The sequence below is a fragment of the Singulisphaera chitinilytica genome (assembly GCF_049331405.1).
In the GTDB taxonomy this organism is placed as follows: Bacteria; Planctomycetota; Planctomycetia; order Isosphaerales; family Isosphaeraceae; genus PoT.
The window spans coordinates 1-24,048 of record NZ_CP186278.1; the positions used below are offsets into that span (position 1 = coordinate 1).

Genomic DNA, 24,048 nt, shown 5'->3' on the forward strand with positions numbered 1-24,048 from the left:
TTGTTCTCTTCTTGTTTATTGGGCGTACTACTTCTTCTCCTTTATTTCTCTTTTGGGATGAAATCATATCAACAGCATAAAAGCCAAATCCTCAGGATACCATTACTCTATCAATAGCAAGGGACATTGACTCAAAATAGACAGCAGCATGGATCCAATCTTTAACAATTCACAGAAACAGAATGAAGAAGCTCCACGGCAAACCCACTCAGACCTGAACACCATCAACCACGTGCACAGCCAAACGGAAGAACAAACGCTCAAGCAAGGAACGGCAAAGCCTCTCCAGCAGAGACGTGAGGACTACAAAGGCCACAAGACACAGCCCATTCATCACGAACAGCATGGCAATAATGTTCTGAAGAGTCAAAAGAGCGACAGAGGATATCCCCACTGCACAAGGATCCTGAGAGTAGCCTGATAGACAAAACAGACGGATAGACGCAGCATCACAGTCCAGAAAAGTCATTCCACAATGATAGGACTCAAACAAATCTTCCAATCCAACCAGGAGTCAAATCCCGGATCAGGCAATGGAAGAAGCCGAGGCCCTCGCGGGCATCCGCCCTGCTCGGGCCCATCACGTAGCCACGCCCGCCCCATCCCATTTCCGCACCGTCGTCATGAAGACGCCAACCATCGAGGGAACGATGAACGTTGAATCAGCCGCCATCTCCATCGTGAGCCACCCGCTTGTTTCGGATCAGTTCGCGGTCGCCCCGGCGGCGACTGCCGCGGGCCCGGCCGACGAGGCCGCCCCGGAGGATCGCATCCGGGAGTGCCTCCGCCAGGGATTCGTGCCCTACTCGGCCGAGGGGGTCGCCGCGACGGGCCGCGTCGTCGCCAAGGCCCGCGAGGAGTTGGATCAGGAGGCCTTCGACCGCTGGATCGAGGACTACGAACCTGGGCTGCGGGTCGACCTCCTGGCGGCCGAGCGTGTCTCGAACGCCGACGTCAAACCCCGGGACCACATCATCGGCCGCTTCCTGCGTGAGCGGGACGCCGTCGCGTTCGAGTTGGATCCCGAGGCCTGCGAGGACCTCGACGGGATCACGTCCGAGGCCGTGGCCTGAGACGCCCATCGGGCGTAACTCGCCACGTCGCCCCGCCCCGAGGATGGTCCGGTGCCGACTCCCAGCAAGCCGTTCGCCGCCGTCCCCCACGACCTCCTGGCGGACAGGCGGCTGACCCCGACCGACAAGGTGATCGCCGCCACGCTGCTCTACTGGTCGCAGGCCAAGGCGGCCTGCTGGCCCAGCAACGCGGCGATCGCCGAGCGTGCCAACGTGACGTCCCGATCCGTCCCCAGGTCGCTCGACCGCCTCGAGGAGCTCGGCTACGTCCGCCGGGCCAAGGACATGTCCAAGCCATCCCAGAGGGTCATCGTGATCGCCTGGCTTCAGGATTCGACAACCGAGGCCGATTCGGGGGGGATGACCCCAGGGTCATGGGGGGATGACCCTACGGTCACCCCGGGGATGACTCCAGGGTCATCCGAATTAGAACCAATTAAGAAGAAGGCCTGCCGGCCCATTCACGGCGTGGAAGACGGAATCGAGGCCCCTCCCGACGATCCCGCCCTCGACGAGTGCGAGGCCTCATCCGACTGGGTGCCGCCGGACCCGGACCTGCCCTTCGAGCCGGCCCGACTCGATCCGTCCGACCGCTTGGCCGTGTCGGACGGGTTCCGCGGCCTGGCCACCCGGCGGAGGCTCGACGGGATGGCTCCCGAGGAGAACCGGGCCCTGAGCGAGCAGGACGCCCACGCGAGTTGCCTCGAGCTCCCTTTGGCGGGACAGCGGCGGTTCCTCGCCTGGGCCAGGGAGGGCATCGAGCAGGCCCTGACGGAGGCCTCGCGATGACCACCAAGCCGATCCGACTCCGCCCCGGCCCATCGCCGGCTCGCGACCACGCGGAACGCACGGCCGCCCTGCTGGCGGCCATGCGAGGCGAGGCCTTCACCTCGGGCGAGTGTCGCACCCCTCGGACTGACCTTGTTCTCTTCTTGTTTATTGGGCGTACTACTTCTTCTCCTTTATTTCTCTTTTGGGATGAAATCATATCAACAGCATAAAAGCCAAATCCTCAGGATACCATTACTCTATCAATAGCAAGGGACATTGACTCAAAATAGACAGCAGCATGGATCCAATCTTTAACAATTCACAGAAACAGAATGAAGAAGCTCCACGGCAAACCCACTCAGACCTGAACACCATCAACCACGTGCACAGCCAAACGGAAGAACAAACGCTCAAGCAAGGAACGGCAAAGCCTCTCCAGCAGAGACGTGAGGACTACAAAGGCCACAAGACACAGCCCATTCATCACGAACAGCATGGCAATAATGTTCTGAAGAGTCAAAAGAGCGACAGAGGATATCCCCACTGCACAAGGATCCTGAGAGTAGCCTGATAGACAAAACAGACGGATAGACGCAGCATCACAGTCCAGAAAAGTCATTCCACAATGATAGGACTCAAACAAATCTTCCAATCCAACCAGGAGTCAAATCCCGGATCAGGCAATGGAAGATGGCATGCCCCGGGCGACTCGGAACGCGATCGGGTCCTCGCCTTGGCGGGCGAGCTCACCCGCGAGGCCCTGGGGACGGCAGGACCGACATTCCGCGTGGTCGGTTGACCCGGCGGATCGAGACAGAGAACTTTCACCACTGAACACAAGGACGTGAACGATGGCAGGGGATATCAATGTCGGCGGGATCCATGCTGACCTCCAGCTCGACAGTGGACACTTGGAGCGAGGCTTGGCCAACGCCCGCAAGGCGATGGACGCATTCGAGCGGGAGCTGAAGACGCTCGATGACGAGGTGATTCGGGGATCGATCTCCGTCCAGGACTGGGGCACTCGCGTCGCCGTGGTCCGGGACGAGATGAACAAGCTATCCGCCGCGATGCACCTGGCCAACTCCGCGGTCAGCCAGTCGACCGGGGCCCTGGGCGTCATGAACGCCGGCATGGCCAAGGCCACCAGCGGGTCGGGGGCCTTGGCAAGAGGCCTCATGCAGGTCGGCTACGCCGTCGATGACCTCCAGTACGGGTTCAACGGCGTCGTCAACAACATCTCGCCGCTCGTGTACTCGTTCACCGCCGCGGCCGGGGCGAGCACGGCGATGGCATCCGGGATTGCTGCGGGGGCACAGCTGGCGGCCGTCGCGGCGTATCAGGTCTACGCCCACTGGCATGACGTCCAGGATCTGTTCGGGGTCGGGGCCACGAGGACCGAGGCCGAGGAGATGGAGGACCTGGCCAAGGCCACGAAGCTCACGGCCGACGAACAGAAGCGGCTGAACGATTACAAGAAGGAGCAGAAGGAGCTCGAGAAGCTCCGCGAGACCCCGAACAAGGCCACCCGCGAGGACGAGAAGGCCAAGGAAGGGGCGATCAAGGACATCGGCTTCAACGAGCTCAAGGTGGGGCTCATGAAGGGGTACGTCGGCGACGGGACGAACGCCAAGATTTCGCCCGAGGATCAGGCCGAGCTCGACGCGGCGAACGACTTGGTCGCGAGGAGCGAGAAGGTAACCCCGGAGATGCGGCAGGACCGGATCAATAAACGCGACGAGGTTCAGGAACGCATCAACAAGAAGCTGAGCGATGCGGACTCCGAGGAGGCCGAGAAGCTCCTCATGAGGGCCATGAACGACAATGAGGGCAAGGACTCCAAGAACCCAGGGGCTATGGCCGCCCTCAAGAACCGGGTCATGCTCAACGAGAGCCTGTTCCCCGAGGGCACCCTCGAGAAGCTGAGCATGACCTCCCCGGAGGAACGCAAGAAGGCCAAGGATGATAAGAAGGCGAAGAAGGAGGCCAAGGACCTCAGCGACCAGATTGACGCCCAGTTCGCCGCGTTCGACGCCGACAACGCCGAGTGGAAGAAATACCGGGCGAAGCGAGAGAAGTGGGTCAAGGAGCAGGCCGACGCCCTCAAGGGCGGCGACCTCGGTCAAGCCGCCATCGCCGGCACGCTCACCGAGGACATGGTACGCGATCGCCTGACGAAGATGGGCGTCGACAAGGATAAGGTGGACGCCGCATCCGACGACGTGTTCAGGAAACTCGAGATCGAGGGCGGGAAGGCCATTTCCGGCCGGGTGGCATTGACCGGCGAGAGTCGCGAGGACGCCGCCGACAACCTCGCCAGGGAGGATCGGGAGAAGAATCGCAAGAAGGACGCCGATCAGGCCGAGAAGATGATCCCCGGGCTGCAAAAGGCGATCGAGCAACGCCTGATCGTCGGCACCGCCATGACGGGCAACGGGGCTGCGGTGGCCGGAGGAGTCAGGGACCAGATCCGACAGATCCTCATGGACGCCGGGGTCAACCCCGACGCCGCGTTGAAGCAGGCCGACGCCGCGGTCGAAGAGGGCGGCGACCGGGTGAACAAGAAGGTGGCCGAGGAGGCGATGGACGAGCAGGAAAAGAGCAAGCAGCGGAAGTCGGTGGAGGTCTTCGACGCCGCGGGGCTCGCCGCGAAGCTGCAGAGCTCGGTGGGTGACTCCGAGGCGAAGAAACAGACGACCGCGTTGGAGAAGTCCCTGGGATACCTCGCAACGATCGCCGGGCAGACCGGGACGACAATCAAGTTCACAAAGTGAGGGGTAGGCTCACCGTCCGTGCCGCCTGCGGCATCCACGTGGGTGGCCCGGACGAGTCGCCGGGATACCACGCTGGGAACGGGGCAACCACCGCCCGAGGAGTCCCCTTCCACCCGCCGGACACCCCTTCCGCCCGCGGTCACGGTCCATCCCGCCCACGGGCTCACGCGGTCCACACGTTCACGCCAAGTCCACGCCGCCCGCCGTTACCGTGGCACGTCCGTGGGTGGCTGGGGGTTGAGGACGAGTGGTGGGCGGGTGGAAGGGACTGTGCGACAGCCAGGCCATGCAGCCAGTCACAGGGCTGTCCCCGTTAGTTGCGAGCCTGCGGGCGGACGATTTCGAAAGGCGAACTCAGGTCACCACGTTGCGTATCAATAATAACGGCTCTGGGGATAGCGGCGTCAAACTCGATCGCATGACGAGAGGAAAGTGCGATCGATCCGTGTCCCATTCAAGAGGGACGGCTTTCATGCCGAGTAGAAAATGGAAAGATGCCGTCGCAATCGAGAAAATTTTCCCAAATAACCCAGAATTCCTATAATAACAAATGTGGTCCGTTGATCTTCGCGGCTCACTCTGGGAAGATTTCGACCAAACGACTACGATTAAGTGCCAATGAGGGGACCAATCACGCTGTGCCGTTGACTTTGGAGCTAGCGCAAGCCGTTGCCATAGGGGCCTTTAACCCCTACGTCGTCACGCCGGAATGGCTGGTCCGCTTCGGGGTCTACCCGAAAAAAGGACAATGCAGATTCCGTTTAGTGCCGCTGGGAAATGGCACAGCGTTCGAGTTCAAACATGGATCTGCTCAGATTGATTGGCAGGTAGACAACCAAAAACTAAGCGTCGCGTCGGCGGACCGGTCCATTGATTGCGGGATGACGGTTTCCAAGGTTTTGGAACTCCTTCCCCATACTCCGGTGCAAGCAATAGGGCACAATTTCCACTTCTCCGCGACCAAAGAGGATTGGGGAAATCGTCCTGCACCAATGCTAGGCAGCAAAGGGCTTGAGGATTTCGAGAAAGCTGAGCAAGTGAGGTGGATTGGCACGCTACGTCGCAACGGCACGCGCATTGAGGTGACTTTAGCCCATGAAGCGGACGCCGTGGCAATCCTCTTCAATCACCACCGGACGATGAATCTTGAGTTGGCCCGCAAGGCCCTAGTTGTAGAAGAGCAGATTAAGGAAGCGAAAGAAGCTGCTGGGGAATTCAGCAAAGACTTCGGCGTTTCCTGCGAATTGCTCCGGTCCTTATTTGATATGGAGCTTTTGTAATGAGCAGTGCTCCGGTGCTCGATACCCGGTCACCGTACCAGACTCGAAGCACGCAACCACACATGACCATCACCGCTACGTCGAGCCAGACGGGGTCGCCGGGCCTAACGCTCTTCAATCGCGCCGTGCATGATCTGATCCGCAGCTCGCACCAGGATCGCTCGACGTGCCGTACAAAGGTGATCAACCGCCTGAGATCGGCTCGCGATCCCATTGCATATATCAATGAATTGATCGACGAATGTGCGGTCAAGGGTGGAAGCGATGGCCTGGACATTGGCATCGACGTATTGTCCCAATTCGGCGAACATGTGTTTCAATACGCATGGGAGTTCCTGAAGAAAGATTACGAACGCTGGTGTGACACCCAAGAGGTGCCTCGTCACCATTTCAATGACGACGCTTGGTACATTTTGCTTCGTGCCGCCGCCCAATCGGATTTGGAGCCTTGGCAGAAGTTCCACATGGTGCTCTACAGCCTGGAGAGCGGAACCGAGAGCATCCAAGAAGCTTCTATTCGGGCTCTTGGCGACATTGGCGGTGACGGAGCCTTGGACATCCTGCGTGAGACCCTTCAGGGAAACCCTAGTCCTTCGGTTCGTCAGGCTATCATTGAAGTGCTGGACGACCTGGAGGGCTGATGGCCGAGCCACCCACGCTCGCGGCCGACGTGAAGCTTCCCGCGCCGGTCTTCTTGCGTAAGTTGCGACGTCGCCAAGACTGGGGAAGCGAAGAGACGCCAATTGAAGAACGGGCCGCGGATCTTGTAAGGGTCATGTGGAAATGCGAGCCGCACCCCGAGAGTCCGTTCAGCGTCTACTTCGTGAATTCAGACGAAGACTTTCAGCGAGTGGTAATAGGGATGAACGGTGGCCGGCCCAGTCTCACTGCCGACTCAGATTTTGTAGCGATGCTTCCGGCGGATCTTAAGGCCGTCGGGGTTGAAGCAGAGAGATGTGACGGTCAGACTCGCTGCCATCTGACTAATGCCCTACACCATGACATCCCGGCGAACGACGATCAGTTGCTCGCTCTGTGCACTCGACTTCTCCAAGAGCAGAGAGAGGTGATCCATCTGGGTAAAAGCCGGATCAAGCCCCTTGAAGATCGGGCGAAGTCGGAAGGCTGCTTAGTGATTAAAGATTCTAGGCGATGCACAGCTCATCAATGTGCATAACCTTAAGTAGGCTGTCAACAAATACCGCGTGGGCCCAGGAGACATTCCTGGGCCCACGCGGTTTTGGGTGTTGTCTACCAAGGTCGGATCTCCCAACGTTGACCAAACCGCCGCCGATCTCCGGGTGAATGGCAATTCCCACACGAATCCACTACCTCTTATCTCCCTAGTCACACTCCCCTCGATCCACCTCCCCCGGCCTCCCAATTGCGTGGGTAGCCCGTCCGCCTGTACGCCACCAGTCGGCTCCAGGCGCGAGACGCGAGAGCTTCACCCAATGACCCAAGCAGAGAGACGAATCGAAGCCTTCGGCCCGCGTGAGTGGACGGCCGAGATCACCAAGGACGGGCTCACACTTTGGGCATGGATGGCGTACAACCCAAAGTTCGACACGTTTGCCACGGACCGGCGTGAGCATGCCAGGCTGTTCCGATCCGCAGAGGAAGTGGAGGCCTGGGTGGCACGGCTGAACGTGCTGAATGCGACGCCCGTGCGAGTTCGTCGGTAGGAAGGGCGAGCAACCCACTATGGAGGCAAGCGGGATGCTCACAGTCTTCCCCCATCACACTCGCTCGGGTAGCCTATTCCGTTCGATCAGTGAACTCCATCGCAACGGAAGGCTTCACGCAATGCTCAGGCTCATGGCGATCGTAGCAATCAGTTTGGCGGCAATCGGGTGCGGTGGTGAGGCAGGAGAAAAGCAGGTAAGCCCCGGGGGAGAGCCGACGAAGGCCGGTTACAAGAAGGGGGATGTGATCAAGCTGGAGTCGCCGGCCAAGCTCTACCTGTCAGAGAAACGATTCCGCCAGCATTTGGAGATTACACAGGCGGGGTCGGATAAGATCGATTGGTACAACAACCCCGACGACTGGATTTCTCTAATGCAAGGATCCGAAATCCGCGTACTTGATCCCTTCGACGGTGGCATGAAGGTTGTCGTTGAAAAGGGGGTGGATACGACCCAGACTCCAGAGGGTTTTATCCCCAAGGTCAAGCCCGCATGGTCCGGAGAAGTCGGCTGGATCATCGATCCGGAATTAAGGGCAAAGGTTCGGGACGCCAATTACAAGCCGATCGCCAAGTGAATGCCTGGCGGACGACACCGCGGCCTGTCCCGTTCAGTGGCAATCCTTCGCCTTGCGGTAACCCGCCTTCTCGGCCTCGGCCACCGTCTTGAACGTCACGCGGTGGCTTGGCGTCATCTTCGCGGCCGCGTTGCAGTTGGCGGCGTGGTAGAGTCGGCTCTTGCTGTTGCCGATGAACCCGGCCGCCTAGACGGCCGCACTGCCAAGGGCCTGCTCATCCTCCTGGACGAGTTGCAGGCGCTAGGCGTCGGCTTCGTGTCGCTGCGGGAGGGCTTCGATCTCGGCACGCCCGCCGGTCGCCTGATGGCCGGCGTCCTGGCCAGCGTGGCCGCCTACGAGACCGAAGTCCGGAAGGAGCGACAACTGGCGGGGATCGCCAGGGCCAAGGCCGACGGGAAGTCGTGGGGCGGACGCAAGGCCGGGACTCGGGTCCGGCTGACGGAGGAGAAGGAGGCGGTCATCCGCCAGCTTCACGGCGAGGGAAAGGCGGTGGCCTCGATCGCCCGGATGGTGGGGCTGACCCGGAAGACGATCTACCGGGCGTTGGCCCGAGCCGATTCCAAGCCGTGAGGTGCGAGCGAACGAGCAAAGCGAGCGAAGTCCATCCGGGGGCTTTGCTCGTTCGCTCGCATTGCTCGCAGCCAGGCCCGAGGTGGCCACGCCGCCCTTTGCTCGCTTCGCTCGTTCGCTCGCAGGTCGAGCCGGAGGGGACTGCGGGGAGCCGCTGGCTGGATTGTTGAAGCCCGGCCCGATCACGTTCGATGGCTGGTGCTTGGGCGACGGCTCGGGCTTGTCGGTTGCAGAAAGAGAAACCCGGCAATTCCGGGCGCAGTGGCGAAAGCCGGGGTGGTCGTGGCGGGGGGTGGAGGGTGGACGGGGTGGGTGGCTCTGTTCGGAGAGGACAAAGCACTACCGAGCTGATCTCACCAAATCAGGACTTCGGCGCTGCTCCACCACTAGCGCCAATTTTGTAAAATGATGCCAACGTCTTGATGATCATAGATTCAAAAAATGATAGAGATGAGGGCTCGGCCCACCGCCAAATCTTGCTACCTCTCCAGACTTTTCTAGAATTCGAACTCCTTCATTTAGATCATCCAGCGACAGGAATGCTTCACAATTACTTTGCGATTTGGTGAACTGAAACACCCTCCATGCATCAAAGCCGTCGGATCGTCCGTCCGGACCAAAATCGAGATCAAGCGTGCCACTCTGTGAGGAAAACTCGCAGCCACACCCGTGAAACCTATAACGAACTTCTCCAGGTAGCTCGCCCGAAGTAGGGATTAGCCCGTTGCGCCAGGCATGCAGCAGGTTTTCGAATTGATACGACTGCCGAAGACGGTTAGTCACGGCCATGCCTTCCCGGACGTAGGCTAACGCCAAATTCCGTGTAATCGAAGCAATATTGTTCATGGTGATCAAGTCCTTACTCAAGGAATGTGTCATAGTACCACGCTTCAAGCCGACTCGGATCGGTAACGCCGTAGTCTCGGGCAAGCTCTTCGGGCGACACCGTTCGATAGGGGACTTGTATACCAGCTCGTCCAGCTGCCACTTCACGATGGTGACCATCGAGTATGTACAATTTGCCCTCATGTTCGGCGACGGCGATTGGTTCACCCACCCATCCATTTTTTCTCATGTTGGATTCAAGTTCTAAAATCTTTGCTCTGTCGGCGGGTGAACGAACGGTATGAGTTTGACGAAATGAGCCGGATGGCCCTGTGTTTGGAGCTCCGGAATTTGATTCATTGTGGACAAGTGCCTTCATCTCCCCAACGGCGAAGGTATGAAGATCCTCTACCGTCAGATTGCAAACCTGGGACTGTTTGTGGCTAGAGCTGGTACTTCGGATTGCGGTTGGCCCTTGATCGGCCAGGCAAATGATATCGCCTTCCCGCAATTCATGCGAGTCTACCCATCGGCCAGGAAGCGAGCCGCCTTCATCTTCATTGGGTTTGAGATGGCCAGGGACGGCCCGAGCCTCTAGGTCCTTACCCTCGATCACCCAGAAGGGATGCTTGGCGGTGGCCGTCACACGGCCTGCGTCGCAATGAATCGTGACCATTTCGCCGTCGTAGACCGAATCATGACGACACTCGACTCGAGCCAGACGCCAGCTCGCCTCCCCGAAATCGTAGGCCCAAACCAGATCACCGGCTGCGATGTCGCTAATCGGCCGCAATCCGGATTCCGTAGCGACCAGGGTTTCGGGGGGGAAACAATTTGGGCCTTGACTGGGCTGCGGGCAAGATCGTGTGGAAGGACTCCTTCGGAATGGATTTTTGGGCAGCCCGAACCTAAACTTGGGCGTCGATGGGGGTTGGGATGGCATAGAAGGATTTAGGGGCAAAAACAATGGATTCTGTAGCCCATTCCAAAATCCATTGCGCGCCGCCTCGTTTGGGGTTGTTCCGCGTGGGGCGTAGATGCCATCGAGAGCGCCCATGAGGCTCCCGCCCAGAAAGCCACCCGTAAAGCCCGTAGTGGCTCCTACAGCCGCGCCGGGCCCAGTGGCCAAGCCTATCACCCCCCCCGCAGCTCCAAGGTGGACCCCTGAACCTGCCCCTCTACCGCCGGCACTGTGCGCAATAACTGAAGTGCTAGTCCAGTACGATCCAGCCGTGTTCGCCGCCCCGCTCAAACTCGGGGTCCAGTTCCATGGGTATACGTATTCCTGTCCTCCCACCATAAAATCGGAAAGGCCATATGGATCCAATCCATCAATTGGCCCATTGCCTACGAACCTGTATACATTTAGATCTCCCGCATTTAGTCCCAATGGGTCTCGCTCGGCCCAACGGCCCTCGTCGGGGATCAGGTCCCTGTTCTGGAACAGGAGCCACCCGGTCGCTGCGTCGCGCCGCCCGCCCTGGAACAGGTACCTCGCGTCGTAGGAGCTTGCATTGCCCGCTCGGGGCGTCCCGCTCGCGTCGAGGATCGTGACGGCCCCGTACGGGTCGTACAGGTAGCGCTCCTGGACCACCCCGGTGGCGTCCACCAAAGCCGTCGTGTTGTGGTTCGCGTCCTGAATCGCGTAGAGCCGCTGCGTCCGCGTGCCGCCGGTGTACGTGTCCCGAAGAACCATGTCGTTGATGTAGCCGAGGGACCAGACGTACTGGTACTTCGCGTCGGCCGCGGTCGTGCCGTTGACGCGCTCCTCGATGACCTGGCCGGCGGTGTTGTAGTAGAGGTGGTTCGTCGTGCTCGTCGCCGCGTAGGACTCCACGATGCGGTTGCCCCGGGCGTCGTAGGCGTACGTCGCGATCGTGGTGCCGCCAGCATTCTTGACGGCCACGACGTGGTTCCAGGCGTCGTACACGTACGATTGCCAGGCCCCCGATAGGCTGTTCTGGCTGCCCGTGGTGTTGCCGTTCTGGTCGAAGGTCGGGGCGGTCGTGCCCGTGACGCTCGTGGCCTGGTTCTGGGCGTTGAATGCGCGGCTGGTCGTCGTGCCGCCGCTCGTCACGCCCGCCCAGTTGCCCAGGGCGTCGAGCGTCCAGCTTTGCGCACGGCTCGCCGAAGCGATCGTGTCTAGTGAGGAGCCGTTGTTGCCCGACGAAGACAGGGTGCCGCGTGAGAAGGATGAGAGCCGGCCGAACGCGTCGTAGGCCGTGTTGTTGTCGCCCGAGGCCCCGCTGTTGGCGTGATAGAGCTCGCTCAGGGCCGTGTTCACCAGGTCGGAGCGGTAGAGCGTGTTGCCGCCCCGATCGTAGCCGTACTGGTACCGGCTTACGGTCGTGCTCGTGGACGTCTTCCGCCAATTCTGGTCGATCACCCGCCCGAAGCGGTCCAGGCCCGTGTACCGGTCCCCCCCGTCGGTGTTCGCCAGGGCGTCGCCGGACTGCTGGATATACGTCAGGTCGATCCCGGGCTCGGGGTGCGACCGCTGCACGATGCCGCCCACGCCCAGGTAGCTGTACGCCTCCAGCGTTGTGCCGGGGGTGCCAGAAACATCGTCCGCAATTGAGCTGACCCGGCTGATCGACGAGTCGAGGCCCGAGTTGTACACGTAGTCGACGACGCGGCGGTTGGGATACGTCACCTTGGTGGGGCGGCTGTTGTTCTGGCCGCCGGACATCGCCGTGTAGGCGTAGTCGACCCGCGGGGTCGTCGTCGAGCTGACCGCCCCGCCGTGCTCCTGGTACTCGTACGTGACCTGGCCCAGGCCGTTGAACAGGTCGATGACCTGGTTGACGATCGCGCCGCCCGTGACCGAGTCGAAGCTCGTGTCGGTGTAGGACTGGTCATGCACGTTGTAGGCGTATGTGTGACGCCGGACGGAGCCATCGACTCCCGCCGCCAGCGTCGCGACGGTGTCGTTGGTCATCCGGCCCAGGACGTCGTAGGCGTAGGTGTGGACGGTGCGGTTGGGGTCCGTCATGATCGTGACGTCGCCCACGGCGTTGTAAGTGTACCAGGTCTCCTGATTGTAGGCCGTGCTGGCCGCGCCCGTGACCGGGTCCGGCTGCCAGACCTGCGTCAGCCAGTCGTTGGTGTTGATGTTGCTCGAGGTGCCCGTCGTCGCGTGGTACTCGTAGTGGGTGGTCTGGTTGGGCGTGCCCGAGGGCATGACGGCCGTCACGTCGGTGACGTGGTCGATGCCGTCGTAGGCGTAGTTCGTCGTCTGGTTGGCCGAGGCCGTGGGCAGGCCGCCATTGACGGACGCGTTGTAGCCGACGACGACCTTCGTGGCACGCCCCAGGGGGTCGTAGGTCGTGCGGGTGACGATTCCCCGGGGGTCGGTGACGTCCTGGACGTTCCCGGCGGCGTCGTAGGCGTAGCTCGTGACGAGGGCGGTGTCCGAACGCGAGGGCGCCGTCCCGGGCCGGGTGTAGGCGGCCCCGCCGTTGGTACCGACGTCGACGGAGGCCGTCGGCCGCCAGGCCGCGTCGTAGTAATAGGCCTGGTAGGAGACCCTCGCCTTCGGGCCGACGGATGGTGAGCCGAGCGCTCCGGTGTCGGCGGCCGTGTCGTTGTCGTAGCGGGCCTTCGTCGTCACCAGGATCGGGTTGCTGTCGGCGTCGTAGGTCACGAGCGTCTGGGACAGGACGTGGTCGCCCGCGAGGCCTTGCGCCGGCGACCAGGTCGTGCCGCCGGCGCCGTCGCCCGTCGACTGCACGGCCAGTCGTCCCGCACCGTCGTACTGGTACTTGGTCACCATCCCGCCCGGGTCGGACTCCGCGACGGTGTTGCCCCGGTGATCGAACCAGTACTTCGCCGCCAGGGCTGTCGACGAGACGGCGCCGGTCGACTGGTCGACCGAGTACTGGTTGACCTGGTACGCCCGGCCCTGGTCGTCGTAGGCGATCGTGGCGTAGGAGCGGAGCGACGAGGCGGCCGGCTTCGTGCTGGTCACGGCCACGTTGGTGGCCAGGAATTTGGAGACGGCAACCGCCTCGCCCAGGTTGTCCAGGTCGTAGAACGTAATACTCTGGTAGGTGCTCGGATTCTCGGTCGCCTGCACCCCGGACTTGGTCGCGACCAGGCGATTGCGCCAGTCGTAGGCGCTCCGCGTGACGCGGTTCTGCGCGGCGTTGGAGGTGGGGAAGAGGGTGACCTGGGTGAGGTTGCCGTCCCCCACCGCGTTGTCGTCGTAGACGTCCTCCTCGACCAGGGTCATGTTCGAGCCGGTGCCCGAGCTCCCCGGCCAGAAGCCCGTGTCGTTGGTCCCGACGTAGGTGCGGAAGGCCCGGCCGAGCGAGTCGTAGATCACGTCCGTGATCGTCCCGACCGCGTTGGCCACGTGCGCTAGCCAGCCGCGATCGTTGTAGCCGTACGTCGTCGCGTAATAGTTGGACGTGGACGAGCCGAGGTAGGGGGCCGTGGAGTAGCTGAGCACGCCCGCCAGCGAGTAGTAGTCGTCCTGCTCAGAAACCCTCCCGGACCTGTCCATGTAGGAGCGAGACAGGGACTGGATGTTCGAGACCGCGATCGCCTCGGTCCCGTCGGGCAGTCCGCCGGTGAGGTGCGGCGTCGCGGACGTCGTCAGGGTCTCGGTATAGCTCCCGGGCCGATCCTCACGAAAAACATAAGTGGGGCCGGTTGGCATACTTGTCGTGCTGTTCCAGCCGGCGTAGACCCTCACTTCGTGATTGGCGTCATTGTAGACGGTATACGTCACATTGCCCGCGGGGGACGTCTCCTTGATGTTGCGCCCCAGGGCATCGACTTGATACTGGGTGACGAGATTCAGGCCACCGCCCGCAGGGGTAGCCCATCCCGCGGGGAGGCCTGTAAACTGGCCCGTCAAGGACGTATTGACGTCGATGATGGACTTGATCCCGGCCCCCGTTGCATTGTCGTAGGCGTAATAATTCAGGAACCCATCCGGATCCTTGGTCCAGATCATCCGGCCGTAGGAATCGTAAACGACCGTGCTGACGTCGGCCGTGCCCGGCCCATTCTGAGCGGCCGAGATGATGGGATCGCTCTGCGCGACGGACTGGATCTGGTTCTTGCCGGTGAACCAGGTGTACGAATAGCTGGTCGTCCGGCCGCCGGTGCCGTCGGTGTTGCGATATAGGGTCGCGCTCGCCTGGACGTAGACCGTGAGCCCGTTGGAATCGGTGTGGCTGATGTAGTTGGCGCCGTCCAGGAGGATCGGCGTCCCGGCGTAGCCGTTCTGGATCTTCTCGGCCTTGAAGTAGCCCAGGACGTCGCCCGCTGTCGTCGAGGTGGCGGTCGTCGAGGCGCCGTACTCGATCAGGTCGATCTCTCCGCTGTTGGCGGAGAGATACTGGTAGGAGTTGGCCCCTGCATTGAAGCCGACGATGTCCGAATAGGCCGAGGCGGCGGTGTTGAGGGTCGCGAGGCTCGTGATCGCGACGGCCGACGATTGCGCGATGAGGATCGGCCGCCCCTGGGCATCGTAGCGGCAATAGGTCGCCCAAGTTTTGCCGTTCAAGGCCGAGTTGCCCATGTCGGTGGCGTCGTTGAACGCGCTGACGATCACCTCGCCGGCGAAGTTCGTGTAGACGATGTTCTGCGTGCCGTCGGGCAGCGTCTCGACGGTCTTGTTCTTCCAGCTGTTGTAGCCGTCCGCGTTCGTGCTCGTCGAGTAGCTGTAGGTGAACGTGCCCTGGCCCGTCGAGCCGGCGCACGAGCAGCCCGAGCCTTGCATCATCGCCTTGGTGACGCGCTTGCTGCCATCGTACTCGTAATAGGCGTCCGCGTAGGGTGCGACCGTCGCGTCGCTGGCCCCCATCGGGTTCGGCTCGGCCTTCAAGAGCCTGGCGTAGGACTCGGGATGGAAGTAGTACTTAAGGCCGCCCACATAGCCGCCGGTATCGCCCGGGACGTAGTAGCGGTAGTACGTGGTGTCGAGCACGTTGCCGAGGCCATCGAGCACCTGGTCGGCCTTCAGCTGCCCCGAGTTGCCGTAGGGCTCGAAGCCATCGTAGTAGGTGTAGATGGCCTGGCGGATCGTGGCCATCGTCCCGCCGCTCGACCGCTTGAGGGCGGCGGACACGACGAGGCCCTGGTTGATGCCGCCCGAGGCGTAGGTGTAGGTGAAGGACTCGGTCGCGACCCCGTCGGTGCGCCTGATCTCGGTGAGCTGCCCGCTGCCGTTGTAGATCGTCGTGGTGGCGTTGCCCTGGGCGTCGGTGTAGCCCTTGAACCGGCCCTGCTGCAGCGCCGGGACGCCGGAGCCGAACCCGTAATAAGTGGTGACCCCGCCCAGGGTGTCGATGAGCTTGAAATTCCCCGTCCCGTCGGCCGCGAGGATCTCCTGGCCGAAGAACTTGGCCGTATACCCCCCGGAGCCGTTGGGGTCGAACCAGAGGACGTTGTTGACCGTGCCGACGACCATGTAGCCGCCGTTGGCGGTCGGGATCATCGCCGGCTGCGCGTTGTTGACGAAGCCCGCACCCTGGGCCCCGCCGGCCGAGTAGCCCGCGACGCTGCTCCAGCCGAGGTCCTGCCCCCAATACTTGCCGAAGCCGTCCGAGCTGAAGTCGCTGGGGTCGGTGTCGACGCCGCCCGTCGCCATGTTCACGCCGGACATGGCGGAGATCGCCGACAGCAGGTCCGGGGTGTCGAGGCCGTTCGTCGGCTGCGGACCCATCTTGCAGGGGTTGTTCTCCGCCTGCGGGATGGCGTTCTGGGGGTCGTTGTCGATCAGCTGGTCGGTGGCGTTGTTCGGCGACCCCACCGTGTAGCCGGAGCCGGCGGAGACCGTCAGCTTGACGGATCGTGACGGGTCGACCTTGGAGTTGTCGACGGCCCTGAGCTTGATCTTGGCGTCCGTCTGATTGGCGGCGAACGTGGCCGTGCCGGCGGCGCCGCTGAGGGTGAAGTCCACGCCCTGAGAGGCCCCGCCGGTGGTCGTCACGGAGTAGTTGACCGTGAGGGCCTGGGTGAGATCCCCGCCGCTGCGCGTCAGGGTGTAGCTCCCGTCCGCGCCCCCCTCCGTGGCGTCGCCGCCCGCGCTGATCGTGACCTGCGGAGGGGGCGGCGGCGGAGGAGGGGGCGGAGGAGGGGGCGGAGGGGGCACGTTTTCGACCGTGAGGGTCATCGTAGCCCCAGAGCCGGCGGTGTACCCCGATCCTCCGATGATATCAATAATGACCGTGTAATCGCCGTTGACGGGGTTCGACTTGACCTTGGGAGTAACCGTAAGCAAGGTGGAGGTGGTGTTCGCCGGGATGGTGATGGTCGAGGGGCTGAGATCGTAGTCCGAACCGAGAGTGGCCGTGCCGCTCATCTGGTAACTGATAGTCAAGTCGGTACTTACGGCCTGGCTCACGGAGATCGTGAAGCTTCTACTGAAGATTTGAGGAGGTGTATAGTAGTAATCGATATAAGGTTGTAGATGGGGACTGGTCGCGAAGACCGAGGGCGTGAGCACCTGGCGGATTTCGAGGGCCTCGACGCCAAGATAGGGCAGGGATCGCCTGCGGCGGCGCTGGAGCTGCATGGTGCGTGCTCATGTGGGGGGGGTAACCCGATCGCGGGCGAGCAAGATCGGGCCGCATAACCGCGGAATATATTCAATAAACCTGATGATATATCGCAGCGTCACGGGACGGGGCGACGATGCCTTGATCCCGATCGAGAGCCGGACGTGGCACGCGGAGGTGGCCAGCCTGGCAGGGGTCAATTCGCTATCGATATGAAGAAGTGTGACTTCAGTCCATGCAATGAAACCTGTCACCCTTGTGACTTCGTCATCGAAGCAAATCAGTGATGGCCACACTCTAATTAGACGATCGGCGATGATGCAAGGGCCCGCATCGCAAATCGCGGCAAAATCGGCACGACCAACATTATCCAAACACAAAGAATCCTGGTGCGCACAATGACTTATGCATTCGGACAAAACTTTATTGATGCATCAATTTTGATAGTTGCACAAGAAATCCGGTCCACACTGCAACCAATCGCATGCATGCACGCACTCATCCCATTTAAAGGACGCCGATCGAACGCTCGAGCGTCGACCCTCGCCCGACCGTCGCGGGGCCGCTCCTGGCCTTGGACGGCCTTGTGGAGTGACGGGTTTTACCTCCTGCGGAAGCGTGGGGCCTGGCATGCCTCGCCCGACTCCCTGCTATCAGGCTCCAGACCTCGGGCGGCCCCCAGTATCGATTCCGGGTGGCTACAGTTGAGGCCTTGGAACTCGCGAAGGAGTCTCCTCTCGGCTCGGACGATCGACCAGAATCGCCAGCGCTTTGATGCTCGTGTCGACCACTCCTGAGGAGCCGACTGGGGCACGGGACAATCTTGAGCAAATCGATCCAGTCCGGCGTCCCCTGGGTCTCTGCGATGAGAACAGTTGTTTACACCGCCGAGGCGGGAGAGTCGATCGGCGAAGGATCCGGCATCGCCGATCGCATTGACGGTGAATTCAAGCTAACGGTGACTCTGGGCAGTTCACTATGGCGATGCTCTTACGGCGTCCCGTCGGCCGGGGAGGTGATCGCCGGGCCCGGACATCTGCCTGCCACGCAGGTGATTTGATCCAAAGAGAAAGAAGAGAACAAGAAAGAAGTACCTGAACAAACAAGAAGAGAACAAAGAGAAAAGACGTCGACGCGGGGCTCGAACCCGCGGCCCGGCCCGCCGGCTCGACGTATCGTCCTCTTCAATGCTCTATATTGTTGCCAGCGAGGGATTCCGGCGTACGCCGTGCGACCCATCGCCACCTCAGTGCCCCCTCTGCACGAGCCCTGAACGAATTATGCGTGCCTCACTCCCCGGGGTGAGCTTCCTCAGGGCTCTTGACCCTGAAGTCGATGGCCGCGTGCAACGATGTCGCCGAAGCCAAAGGGGCACGTCGATCGGGATGCGGGACCGAGGCTGACTCGGCAGGCCGGCGGCCGTTCCCCGCTGTCGGACCTTGAATGGGACGCTCCCGTCCTTTCATTTACATGATACCACTGATCACGAGAACACTCAACCAGGAAACCACCAAGGCCCCGGCAATCTCCGAGGAGACGGCCGGGGCCTTAGAGGGAGTTTTTTGCCAAGGTCCGATTGGCGTCGCGGCTGGTTTCCCGCCATCCGTGACCCGGGAGTCGAACCCGAAATCCGCGGCCGATTCGCGTCACGCACAAGCATTATACCTGGACAGGCGCATACCTCAAGCCGAAATCCCGCCGTTCGCCTGAAAAGCTTCGTCTCGGCCCATGTCGAGCCCTCGCGTTACAGACTCGCGACATGTGCGGCGGGCAGTTTGTTGACGACTGTTCACAACGTTAAGAGAGCCTTCAGGCCGGAAGTAGTTGAGCCCGAGTGCGACTGACCACGAGAGAGGGCCCAGAGATAGCAGGATCGCTCACGTAGCCAAATGGTCGGGGCATCCTGATCATCCTATTTCACCGACGGGAGCTCGAACGACGCCCCTCTTACATCATCCGAGGAGCTTTACCTCGAAGGCCCTGACCCCTTTCATGGTGAATCCGATCCGGAACTCAACTCGTGAGTGGCTCATAAGCAATTTCCAGGCTTCCTTTGAGAAAGCCCGCCATCCGGCGAACAAGCTGTCTCCGATACCATCCCTCAGGATGAAGCAATACGACTCTTTAATCTTGGAAACTGTACCCTGAAAGGTGCCTTCCAAGGGGTAGCAGATTTGCTCTTTCTGCTCCCAGGAAACCTCGGTAGTGTTCATCTGACTAAGCGCAGACCGACACTCTTCCATGTTACCTTTGAGATAGAGTTGTCTAGCGTAAAGGACCTGCGCATCGAAGTTGGTGTCTCCTGGGGAGAATGAGTTCCTAAGATGGTAAATTGTCTCGTCGAGATCGGCATCCCGAGTGACTACCAGCAGCTTCGCGTAGTCATAATGGAGCCTCTTATCGGAAGGCTTGGCCTGAATGGCGCGTTTCAAAACATCGACAGCCCGTAGTATGTCATTATTTCTTGCGTATATTCGTGCCAGTCGTGTCCCAATATAAGCATTCTTATTATTGTTCGCGAAGGCCTTGTCTAGGGCTCGCATCGCTCGATCAGAGTCGGACAGGGTGCTTGCGAGATCCGCCTCAGCCGAAGCCAAGTAAGTGTCGTTGGGAAAACGCTTGTAGCCTTCATCCAGGACTTTCTCCGCCTCCCGGACGAACCCTTCAAGCTCGGAGTCACCGATTCTACTGTCCGGGATGAGGGCGTATCGGATCCTCCTCAGCCAAATTTTGACTGAAGTGTGATACGGATGGGCGTCCGTGCTGTTTCTCATCATGCCAATGCACGAATCGGCCGCATTCCTCAGATGCCTCTCTGCCTCTAAAGGCGATCCCGATTCGTCTGCCAGCCGCAGTTCCAGTTCCGCCATCGAGTGCAAAACGCTACGGTCAGCACGAATCTCTGATGCCCGCTTAAGCAGTGAGGCCGCCCGTTCCAGATCCCCATTTGGGCGAATCATCTCGAAAATCGCCATCTGGTGGAAGAGGTGATGGTCCTCACCAACCCGCTCTTCTGCAGCCAGATAGACTTTGCTGATCCCGGTATAGTCTGAGAATATCTCCATCAATGACCTGGCACGGACCATCAAACGGAATGCTCTCCTATCTGGTTGGTAATCAACGTTTAAGCTCTCAAGGCAGTCCAGGTACGCTTGCAAACGTTCCTCTGGGTCGGTGAGAACTTCCTGGAAAACGATCTCGGCAATATGGGGATGACGAGCCAGGTACATCTTGTCCTTGGAGATTGGATCCGTTTTTGCTCGGACCACTAGCTCTAAAGGTGCAAAGAACCTCTCCTTAAACTGTTCAAACGTGATTCCATGCAGACGTGAAATAATGCCAGCCCGCACGGGTACATCCAGACGATTCAGGATACAAGTAGTTAAGTAGATTTGCTGAGCTTCATGCGGTACTATGTGATCATACTCGTCTCGGATGATCTCAACGAACGGTTTACCATAAGTAGCCTCATGTAAAGCCACAAGGATCTGCCTCCCAGCGCGATCTGCAAGCTCCTGCCGGCGTGAATTTTCGTCCAACTTCCGAAGGGTTCCTAAGGCATTATGCTTCTCAAGGAGCACGAGCAGCTGCGAGATCTCGACATCGGAAAGATACTCCAGTTCGTATTCGTCAGTCACGAAAGCCGACAGGGGGCTACCAGAGATGTTCCATTCGTTCGTACGGGCTGTCGTAATCAAAGTCAACCATTTGCCAGCCTCGCCGATCTCCCGGAAGAACTTCCGCAGTTCACCAACGCGGCTCGGTGCATCGTCAACGAGCAGAAAAACTCGCTCCCTACACAATTCAACTATCGAGCGAACTGCCCGGGCATCTACTGTGCCTTCCGGCCGTACATAGAGACATAATCTATTAAGATCTTGTGTGGCATCCCAGGCGATTCTCTGCAGCAGAATAGTCTTACCACTCCCAGCAGGAGCTTTTACGACTACGAATTCGGGTAGATCCTTCTCTCCCTCCTCAAAGAAGTGTTCCAGATGTATCGTGTCTCCCAGCTTTCTGCGAACGTCCAGGCCCTGTTCGACTCCCGCCCAACCCAGGTTCATCCCTTTGTAGAAGCTGCTTGGAGCAATAACCTGTTCAGTCTTCACCGCTTTGACGTAATCCACCTCATTCGACAAGTACATCTCGGTCCGCGCGTCGAGACGGTCACTCTTTCTGACGAATCGGGCAGCGATGGCTAGATTGCCTACCGGGGTGTCTTTCAGCAGCCCACGGAATGTGGTTCCGACCTTCAGATTGATGGCGGCTATGAAGCTGTCGAAGGTACCGTCCAGGCACGTGACCTTCTTTGTCTCCCAGAACCGTCGCTGTATCTCTTTGATCCCGGGGACGATCAGGTAGTTTCGCAGACGGCTCGCCTTTAGGGCCTCCAACTGGAGGGGTATGGCTCGCAAGTCCGAGTCTTGGTAACCGTACCCGATAAAGACGATAGTATGCTCCCATGCCCAGTCACGAAAACGATCGAAGAGACGATCCCTCCCGTGGAGGTGATCAATGTACTGGTCAGTTGTGAGGATCAGCGGAAGATCTTGGTCGGAGGTACGGGTGATGCAGCCGTGGAGTTTCAAGTAGGGCAACGAGTCCGGATGGCGAAGCCGTTCATCGACACGGTCCCCATTACCCAAGAATGGCACGATCTTCTGTACAGCACCCTGAGTTGTTTCATAGGCCCCTTCGACCAAGCGGTCATAATTGGTCGTTGCCAGACCACGCCAGCGAAAGGTGGTGAGCTTCTTATGCGAATCCGTCGGTTCAAACTCCTCAAACACCTCTCGTAGATACTCCTGCACGGACACCAAGTCTGTCTCGCTGATGGCGTACTCGCTCACCATATTGAGAGGGTAGTCCTTGAATTCGCCTCCCAGAAACTTGTTCGCGAGCATCTCAGCTAGTTTGGCCCCGGAGGGTGGCTTCTGGCCACGTGGATTTTTGGCCTCGAAAGACGCACCTGCTCCTAATAGAAGAACTGCCCTTCCATCGCTAATAGCAGAGACAAGTCCCGAGGGCAGCTCCATTGTCGTCCACCTATGAAAAAATCTTTTCGAGCAGCATCCAACGTTGCAACCTGCGAGGTCGTTACTCTAACCGAGCATGATCGTCCACTCTCAACCTATTTTGGGATTCAACGCTCAGGGCAATGATATCTCAATTGAATGCGTTTAGGCCAATTCTCGGCCCTAGTTATCAGGCAAAGTCTCCAGGAGCAGACAACATCGCTCCACCTCGGGAGGCGTCGGAACGCTAATGGACGCATCAGGTGTGATCCTCAAGTCGAGGGGTAGCTCATCGCTTTGGCGGAGGCTCAGTAAAGCCCTCCTGCTTTGCGTAGACGATCAAGGCCCGATCAACGACATCTGCCGACTTCAGGCGGCAGTGATCTGACAGTCGATTCAGCCAATCACGCCATTCCGTCGAGCCGCGGATTGAGAGCACGTTGTGCTTGGGACCTTCCGTGGAAGCGGGGCGTCCCATCCTCCTCTCGTTTGCACTTGGGCGAGTCGAATCGGCTGCACTTGGCTCATGTTCACCTGAACGCTTTCCCATTCTGAATTCCCTCCCAGTCGCCAAGATGAATTGCACTACAAAGTGTAGCCAACGCGCAGATGATGGTCAACAAATTCGATCGAGCCGAGTAAAGACAAAGTAGGGCAAAAACATGAAAAAATCGTACGCCGCACGATTGACATATCGCACTACAAAATCTATACTTTACTTGCCGGGTCGAGGAATGGCCGAGACCTGAAAACGAAAAGGCCCCGTGAGTGCTGAAGACACCCACGAGGCCGGATGGCAAGCCTGTTTAGGAGGCTCACCGATGTCCATCGTTGCCCGCAGCCGCCGCGAAGTCAAGCCCGCCCGTAAGACCCCCGTCTACTCGCTCGCCCTGGCCATCGACCACGCGGTTTACATGGTCGAATCGATCCCCGCAGGGGGGTTCGGTAGCAAGGCCTTCCGCATCGTCAAGAAGGCCGACGGGGCCGTCTACGACGTCGTCCGCACCCACGATGGCCTGGTGGCCTGCGACTGCCCGGACTACGAGGTCCGACGCAAGGGGATAACGGCCGAGTGCTGCAAGCATGGCCGAGCCCTCGTGGCGATGGGACTTCTCGACGCCCCGACCGCCGTGGCCAATGCTGCCGCCCCGGCCGCCGAGCCCTGCTGTCCGGCCGATGAGGTCGAACCGTGCTCTGCTTGCCTCCACTCGTCTGCCCCGGCCGTGGTGGCCGAGGTCGAGACGGTTGGGACACATGGGACACCCACCCCGGCCGAACTGCCCGCCCAGGTCGAGGCCACGCAGCCCGAGGTGATCGAGCCGACGGCAACCGCGGTAGAGCCCGTCCAGGCCGACGATGAGGAGCTTCCTGCCCGTCCGGCCCTCCTGACCCTCGACGAGCTCATCGAGTCCGAGGCCGCCCGCCTGCGACGCTTCGAGACCTATGCCCACGACTTGATGGCCCGGACGCTGGCCGAGCTGGCCCGGACCGTCCGGAGCGTGCAGGCCCGATCCCCTCTCGACCTCGACGACGAGGCCATGCCCCGCCGGACCGCTTCTCGCCCCTCGCCGTGTTTACGGAAGTATCCATCGCCGAGGCCCTCGATGGACCTGTCTGACGACTTTAATTGTTCTCTTCTTGTTTATTGGGCGTACTACTTCTTCTCCTTTATTTCTCTTTTGGGATGAAATCATATCAACAGCATAAAAGCCAAATCCTCAGGATACCATTACTCTATCAATAGCAAGGGACATTGACTCAAAATAGACAGCAGCATGGATCCAATCTTTAACAATTCACAGAAACAGAATGAAGAAGCTCCACGGCAAACCCACTCAGACCTGAACACCATCAACCACGTGCACAGCCAAACGGAAGAACAAACGCTCAAGCAAGGAACGGCAAAGCCTCTCCAGCAGAGACGTGAGGACTACAAAGGCCACAAGACACAGCCCATTCATCACGAA

14 protein-coding genes are annotated in these 24,048 nt (G+C 60.1%); 10 read left to right on the forward strand and 4 right to left on the reverse strand.

Annotation, left to right across the window (positions count from 1 at the left end):
* The first annotated feature begins 650 nt into the window (after positions 1–650).
* The 7 genes from ACOYYX_RS40590 to ACOYYX_RS40620 all read left to right on the forward strand — a co-directional run bounded on the left by ACOYYX_RS40590 (position 651) and on the right by ACOYYX_RS40620 (position 8,160).
* Positions 651–1,073 carry a hypothetical protein gene (locus tag ACOYYX_RS40590; protein ID WP_422932206.1) on the forward strand — a complete coding sequence of 141 codons (423 nt, stop codon included), beginning with the start codon at positions 651–653 and terminating at the stop codon, positions 1,071–1,073.
* Positions 1,074–1,124: 51 nt separating this feature from the next.
* Complete coding sequence (locus ACOYYX_RS40595; protein ID WP_422932207.1) at positions 1,125–1,862, forward strand: helix-turn-helix domain-containing protein; 738 nt, start codon at positions 1,125–1,127, stop codon at positions 1,860–1,862.
* An 833-nt stretch (positions 1,863–2,695) separates the two neighbouring features.
* Complete coding sequence (locus ACOYYX_RS40600; RefSeq protein ID WP_422932208.1) at positions 2,696–4,618, forward strand: hypothetical protein; 1,923 nt, start codon at positions 2,696–2,698, stop codon at positions 4,616–4,618.
* 494 nt (positions 4,619–5,112) lie between these two features.
* On the forward strand, positions 5,113–5,898 hold the full coding sequence (locus tag ACOYYX_RS40605) for a hypothetical protein (RefSeq protein ID WP_422932209.1): 786 nt from the start codon (positions 5,113–5,115) through the stop codon (positions 5,896–5,898).
* A complete protein-coding gene (locus ACOYYX_RS40610) occupies positions 5,898–6,539 on the forward strand; it encodes a HEAT repeat domain-containing protein (protein ID WP_422932210.1) in 642 nt (213 codons plus the stop codon). Before ACOYYX_RS40605 ends, ACOYYX_RS40610 begins: the two co-directional genes overlap by 1 nt.
* Positions 6,540–7,352: 813 nt before the next feature.
* Positions 7,353–7,583: a hypothetical protein gene (locus ACOYYX_RS40615; protein WP_422932211.1), complete on the forward strand. Its 231-nt coding sequence runs from the start codon at positions 7,353–7,355 to the stop codon at positions 7,581–7,583.
* Between the two features lie 34 nt (positions 7,584–7,617).
* Positions 7,618–8,160, forward strand: coding sequence for a hypothetical protein (locus ACOYYX_RS40620; RefSeq protein ID WP_422932212.1), 543 nt, complete (start codon positions 7,618–7,620; stop codon positions 8,158–8,160).
* 33 nt (positions 8,161–8,193) lie between these two features.
* On the opposite strand, the gene ACOYYX_RS40625 is transcribed toward ACOYYX_RS40620, so the two are convergent.
* On the reverse strand, positions 8,194–8,277 hold the full coding sequence (locus ACOYYX_RS40625) for a hypothetical protein (RefSeq protein WP_422932216.1): 84 nt from the start codon (positions 8,275–8,277) through the stop codon (positions 8,194–8,196).
* Positions 8,278–8,304: 27 nt separating this feature from the next.
* Between ACOYYX_RS40625 and ACOYYX_RS40630 the strand changes: the two genes are divergently transcribed.
* Positions 8,305–8,730: a recombinase family protein gene (locus tag ACOYYX_RS40630; protein ID WP_422932213.1), complete on the forward strand. Its 426-nt coding sequence runs from the start codon at positions 8,305–8,307 to the stop codon at positions 8,728–8,730.
* A gap of 426 nt (positions 8,731–9,156) precedes the next feature.
* Here the strand turns inward: ACOYYX_RS40630 and ACOYYX_RS40635 are convergent, their stop codons facing one another.
* Together ACOYYX_RS40635 and ACOYYX_RS40640 are read right to left on the reverse strand one after the other, a co-directional pair.
* Complete coding sequence (locus ACOYYX_RS40635; protein ID WP_422932214.1) at positions 9,157–9,576, reverse strand: DUF6896 domain-containing protein; 420 nt, start codon at positions 9,574–9,576, stop codon at positions 9,157–9,159.
* A 13-nt stretch (positions 9,577–9,589) separates the two neighbouring features.
* Positions 9,590–17,083, reverse strand: a complete 7,494-nt coding sequence (locus ACOYYX_RS40640; RefSeq protein WP_422932215.1) for an RHS repeat-associated core domain-containing protein — start codon at positions 17,081–17,083, stop codon at positions 9,590–9,592.
* An 806-nt stretch (positions 17,084–17,889) separates the two neighbouring features.
* Here ACOYYX_RS40640 and ACOYYX_RS40645 point away from each other — a divergent pair.
* Positions 17,890–18,126, forward strand: coding sequence for a hypothetical protein (locus ACOYYX_RS40645; protein ID WP_422932198.1), 237 nt, complete (start codon positions 17,890–17,892; stop codon positions 18,124–18,126).
* Between the two features lie 892 nt (positions 18,127–19,018).
* Here ACOYYX_RS40645 and ACOYYX_RS40650 read toward each other — a convergent pair.
* Positions 19,019–22,102, reverse strand: a complete 3,084-nt coding sequence (locus ACOYYX_RS40650) for an SIR2 family protein (protein WP_422932199.1) — start codon at positions 22,100–22,102, stop codon at positions 19,019–19,021.
* 800 nt (positions 22,103–22,902) lie between these two features.
* Here ACOYYX_RS40650 and ACOYYX_RS40655 point away from each other — a divergent pair.
* A complete protein-coding gene (locus ACOYYX_RS40655) occupies positions 22,903–23,769 on the forward strand; it encodes a hypothetical protein (RefSeq protein WP_422932200.1) in 867 nt (288 codons plus the stop codon).
* The last annotated feature ends 279 nt before the right edge of the window (positions 23,770–24,048 follow it).

Bases quoted from the DNA above. Each gene is read 5' to 3' on its own strand.
- ACOYYX_RS40615 (WP_422932211.1), top strand. From the start codon at position 7,353: ATGACCCAAGCAGAGAGACGAATCGAAGCCTTCGGCCCGCGTGAGTGG.
- ACOYYX_RS40625 (WP_422932216.1), bottom strand. From the start codon at position 8,277: ATGACGCCAAGCCACCGCGTGACGTTCAAGACGGTGGCCGAGGCCGAG.
- ACOYYX_RS40655 (WP_422932200.1), top strand. From the start codon at position 22,903: ATGTCCATCGTTGCCCGCAGCCGCCGCGAAGTCAAGCCCGCCCGTAAG.
- ACOYYX_RS40610 (WP_422932210.1), top strand. From the start codon at position 5,898: ATGAGCAGTGCTCCGGTGCTCGATACCCGGTCACCGTACCAGACTCGA.
- ACOYYX_RS40635 (WP_422932214.1), bottom strand. From the start codon at position 9,576: ATGAACAATATTGCTTCGATTACACGGAATTTGGCGTTAGCCTACGTC.
- ACOYYX_RS40640 (WP_422932215.1), bottom strand. From the start codon at position 17,083: ATGCAGCTCCAGCGCCGCCGCAGGCGATCCCTGCCCTATCTTGGCGTC.
- ACOYYX_RS40650 (WP_422932199.1), bottom strand. From the start codon at position 22,102: ATGGAGCTGCCCTCGGGACTTGTCTCTGCTATTAGCGATGGAAGGGCA.
- ACOYYX_RS40600 (WP_422932208.1), top strand. From the start codon at position 2,696: ATGGCAGGGGATATCAATGTCGGCGGGATCCATGCTGACCTCCAGCTC.
- ACOYYX_RS40605 (WP_422932209.1), top strand. From the start codon at position 5,113: ATGCCGTCGCAATCGAGAAAATTTTCCCAAATAACCCAGAATTCCTAT.
- ACOYYX_RS40620 (WP_422932212.1), top strand. From the start codon at position 7,618: ATGCTCACAGTCTTCCCCCATCACACTCGCTCGGGTAGCCTATTCCGT.
- ACOYYX_RS40590 (WP_422932206.1), top strand. From the start codon at position 651: ATGAACGTTGAATCAGCCGCCATCTCCATCGTGAGCCACCCGCTTGTT.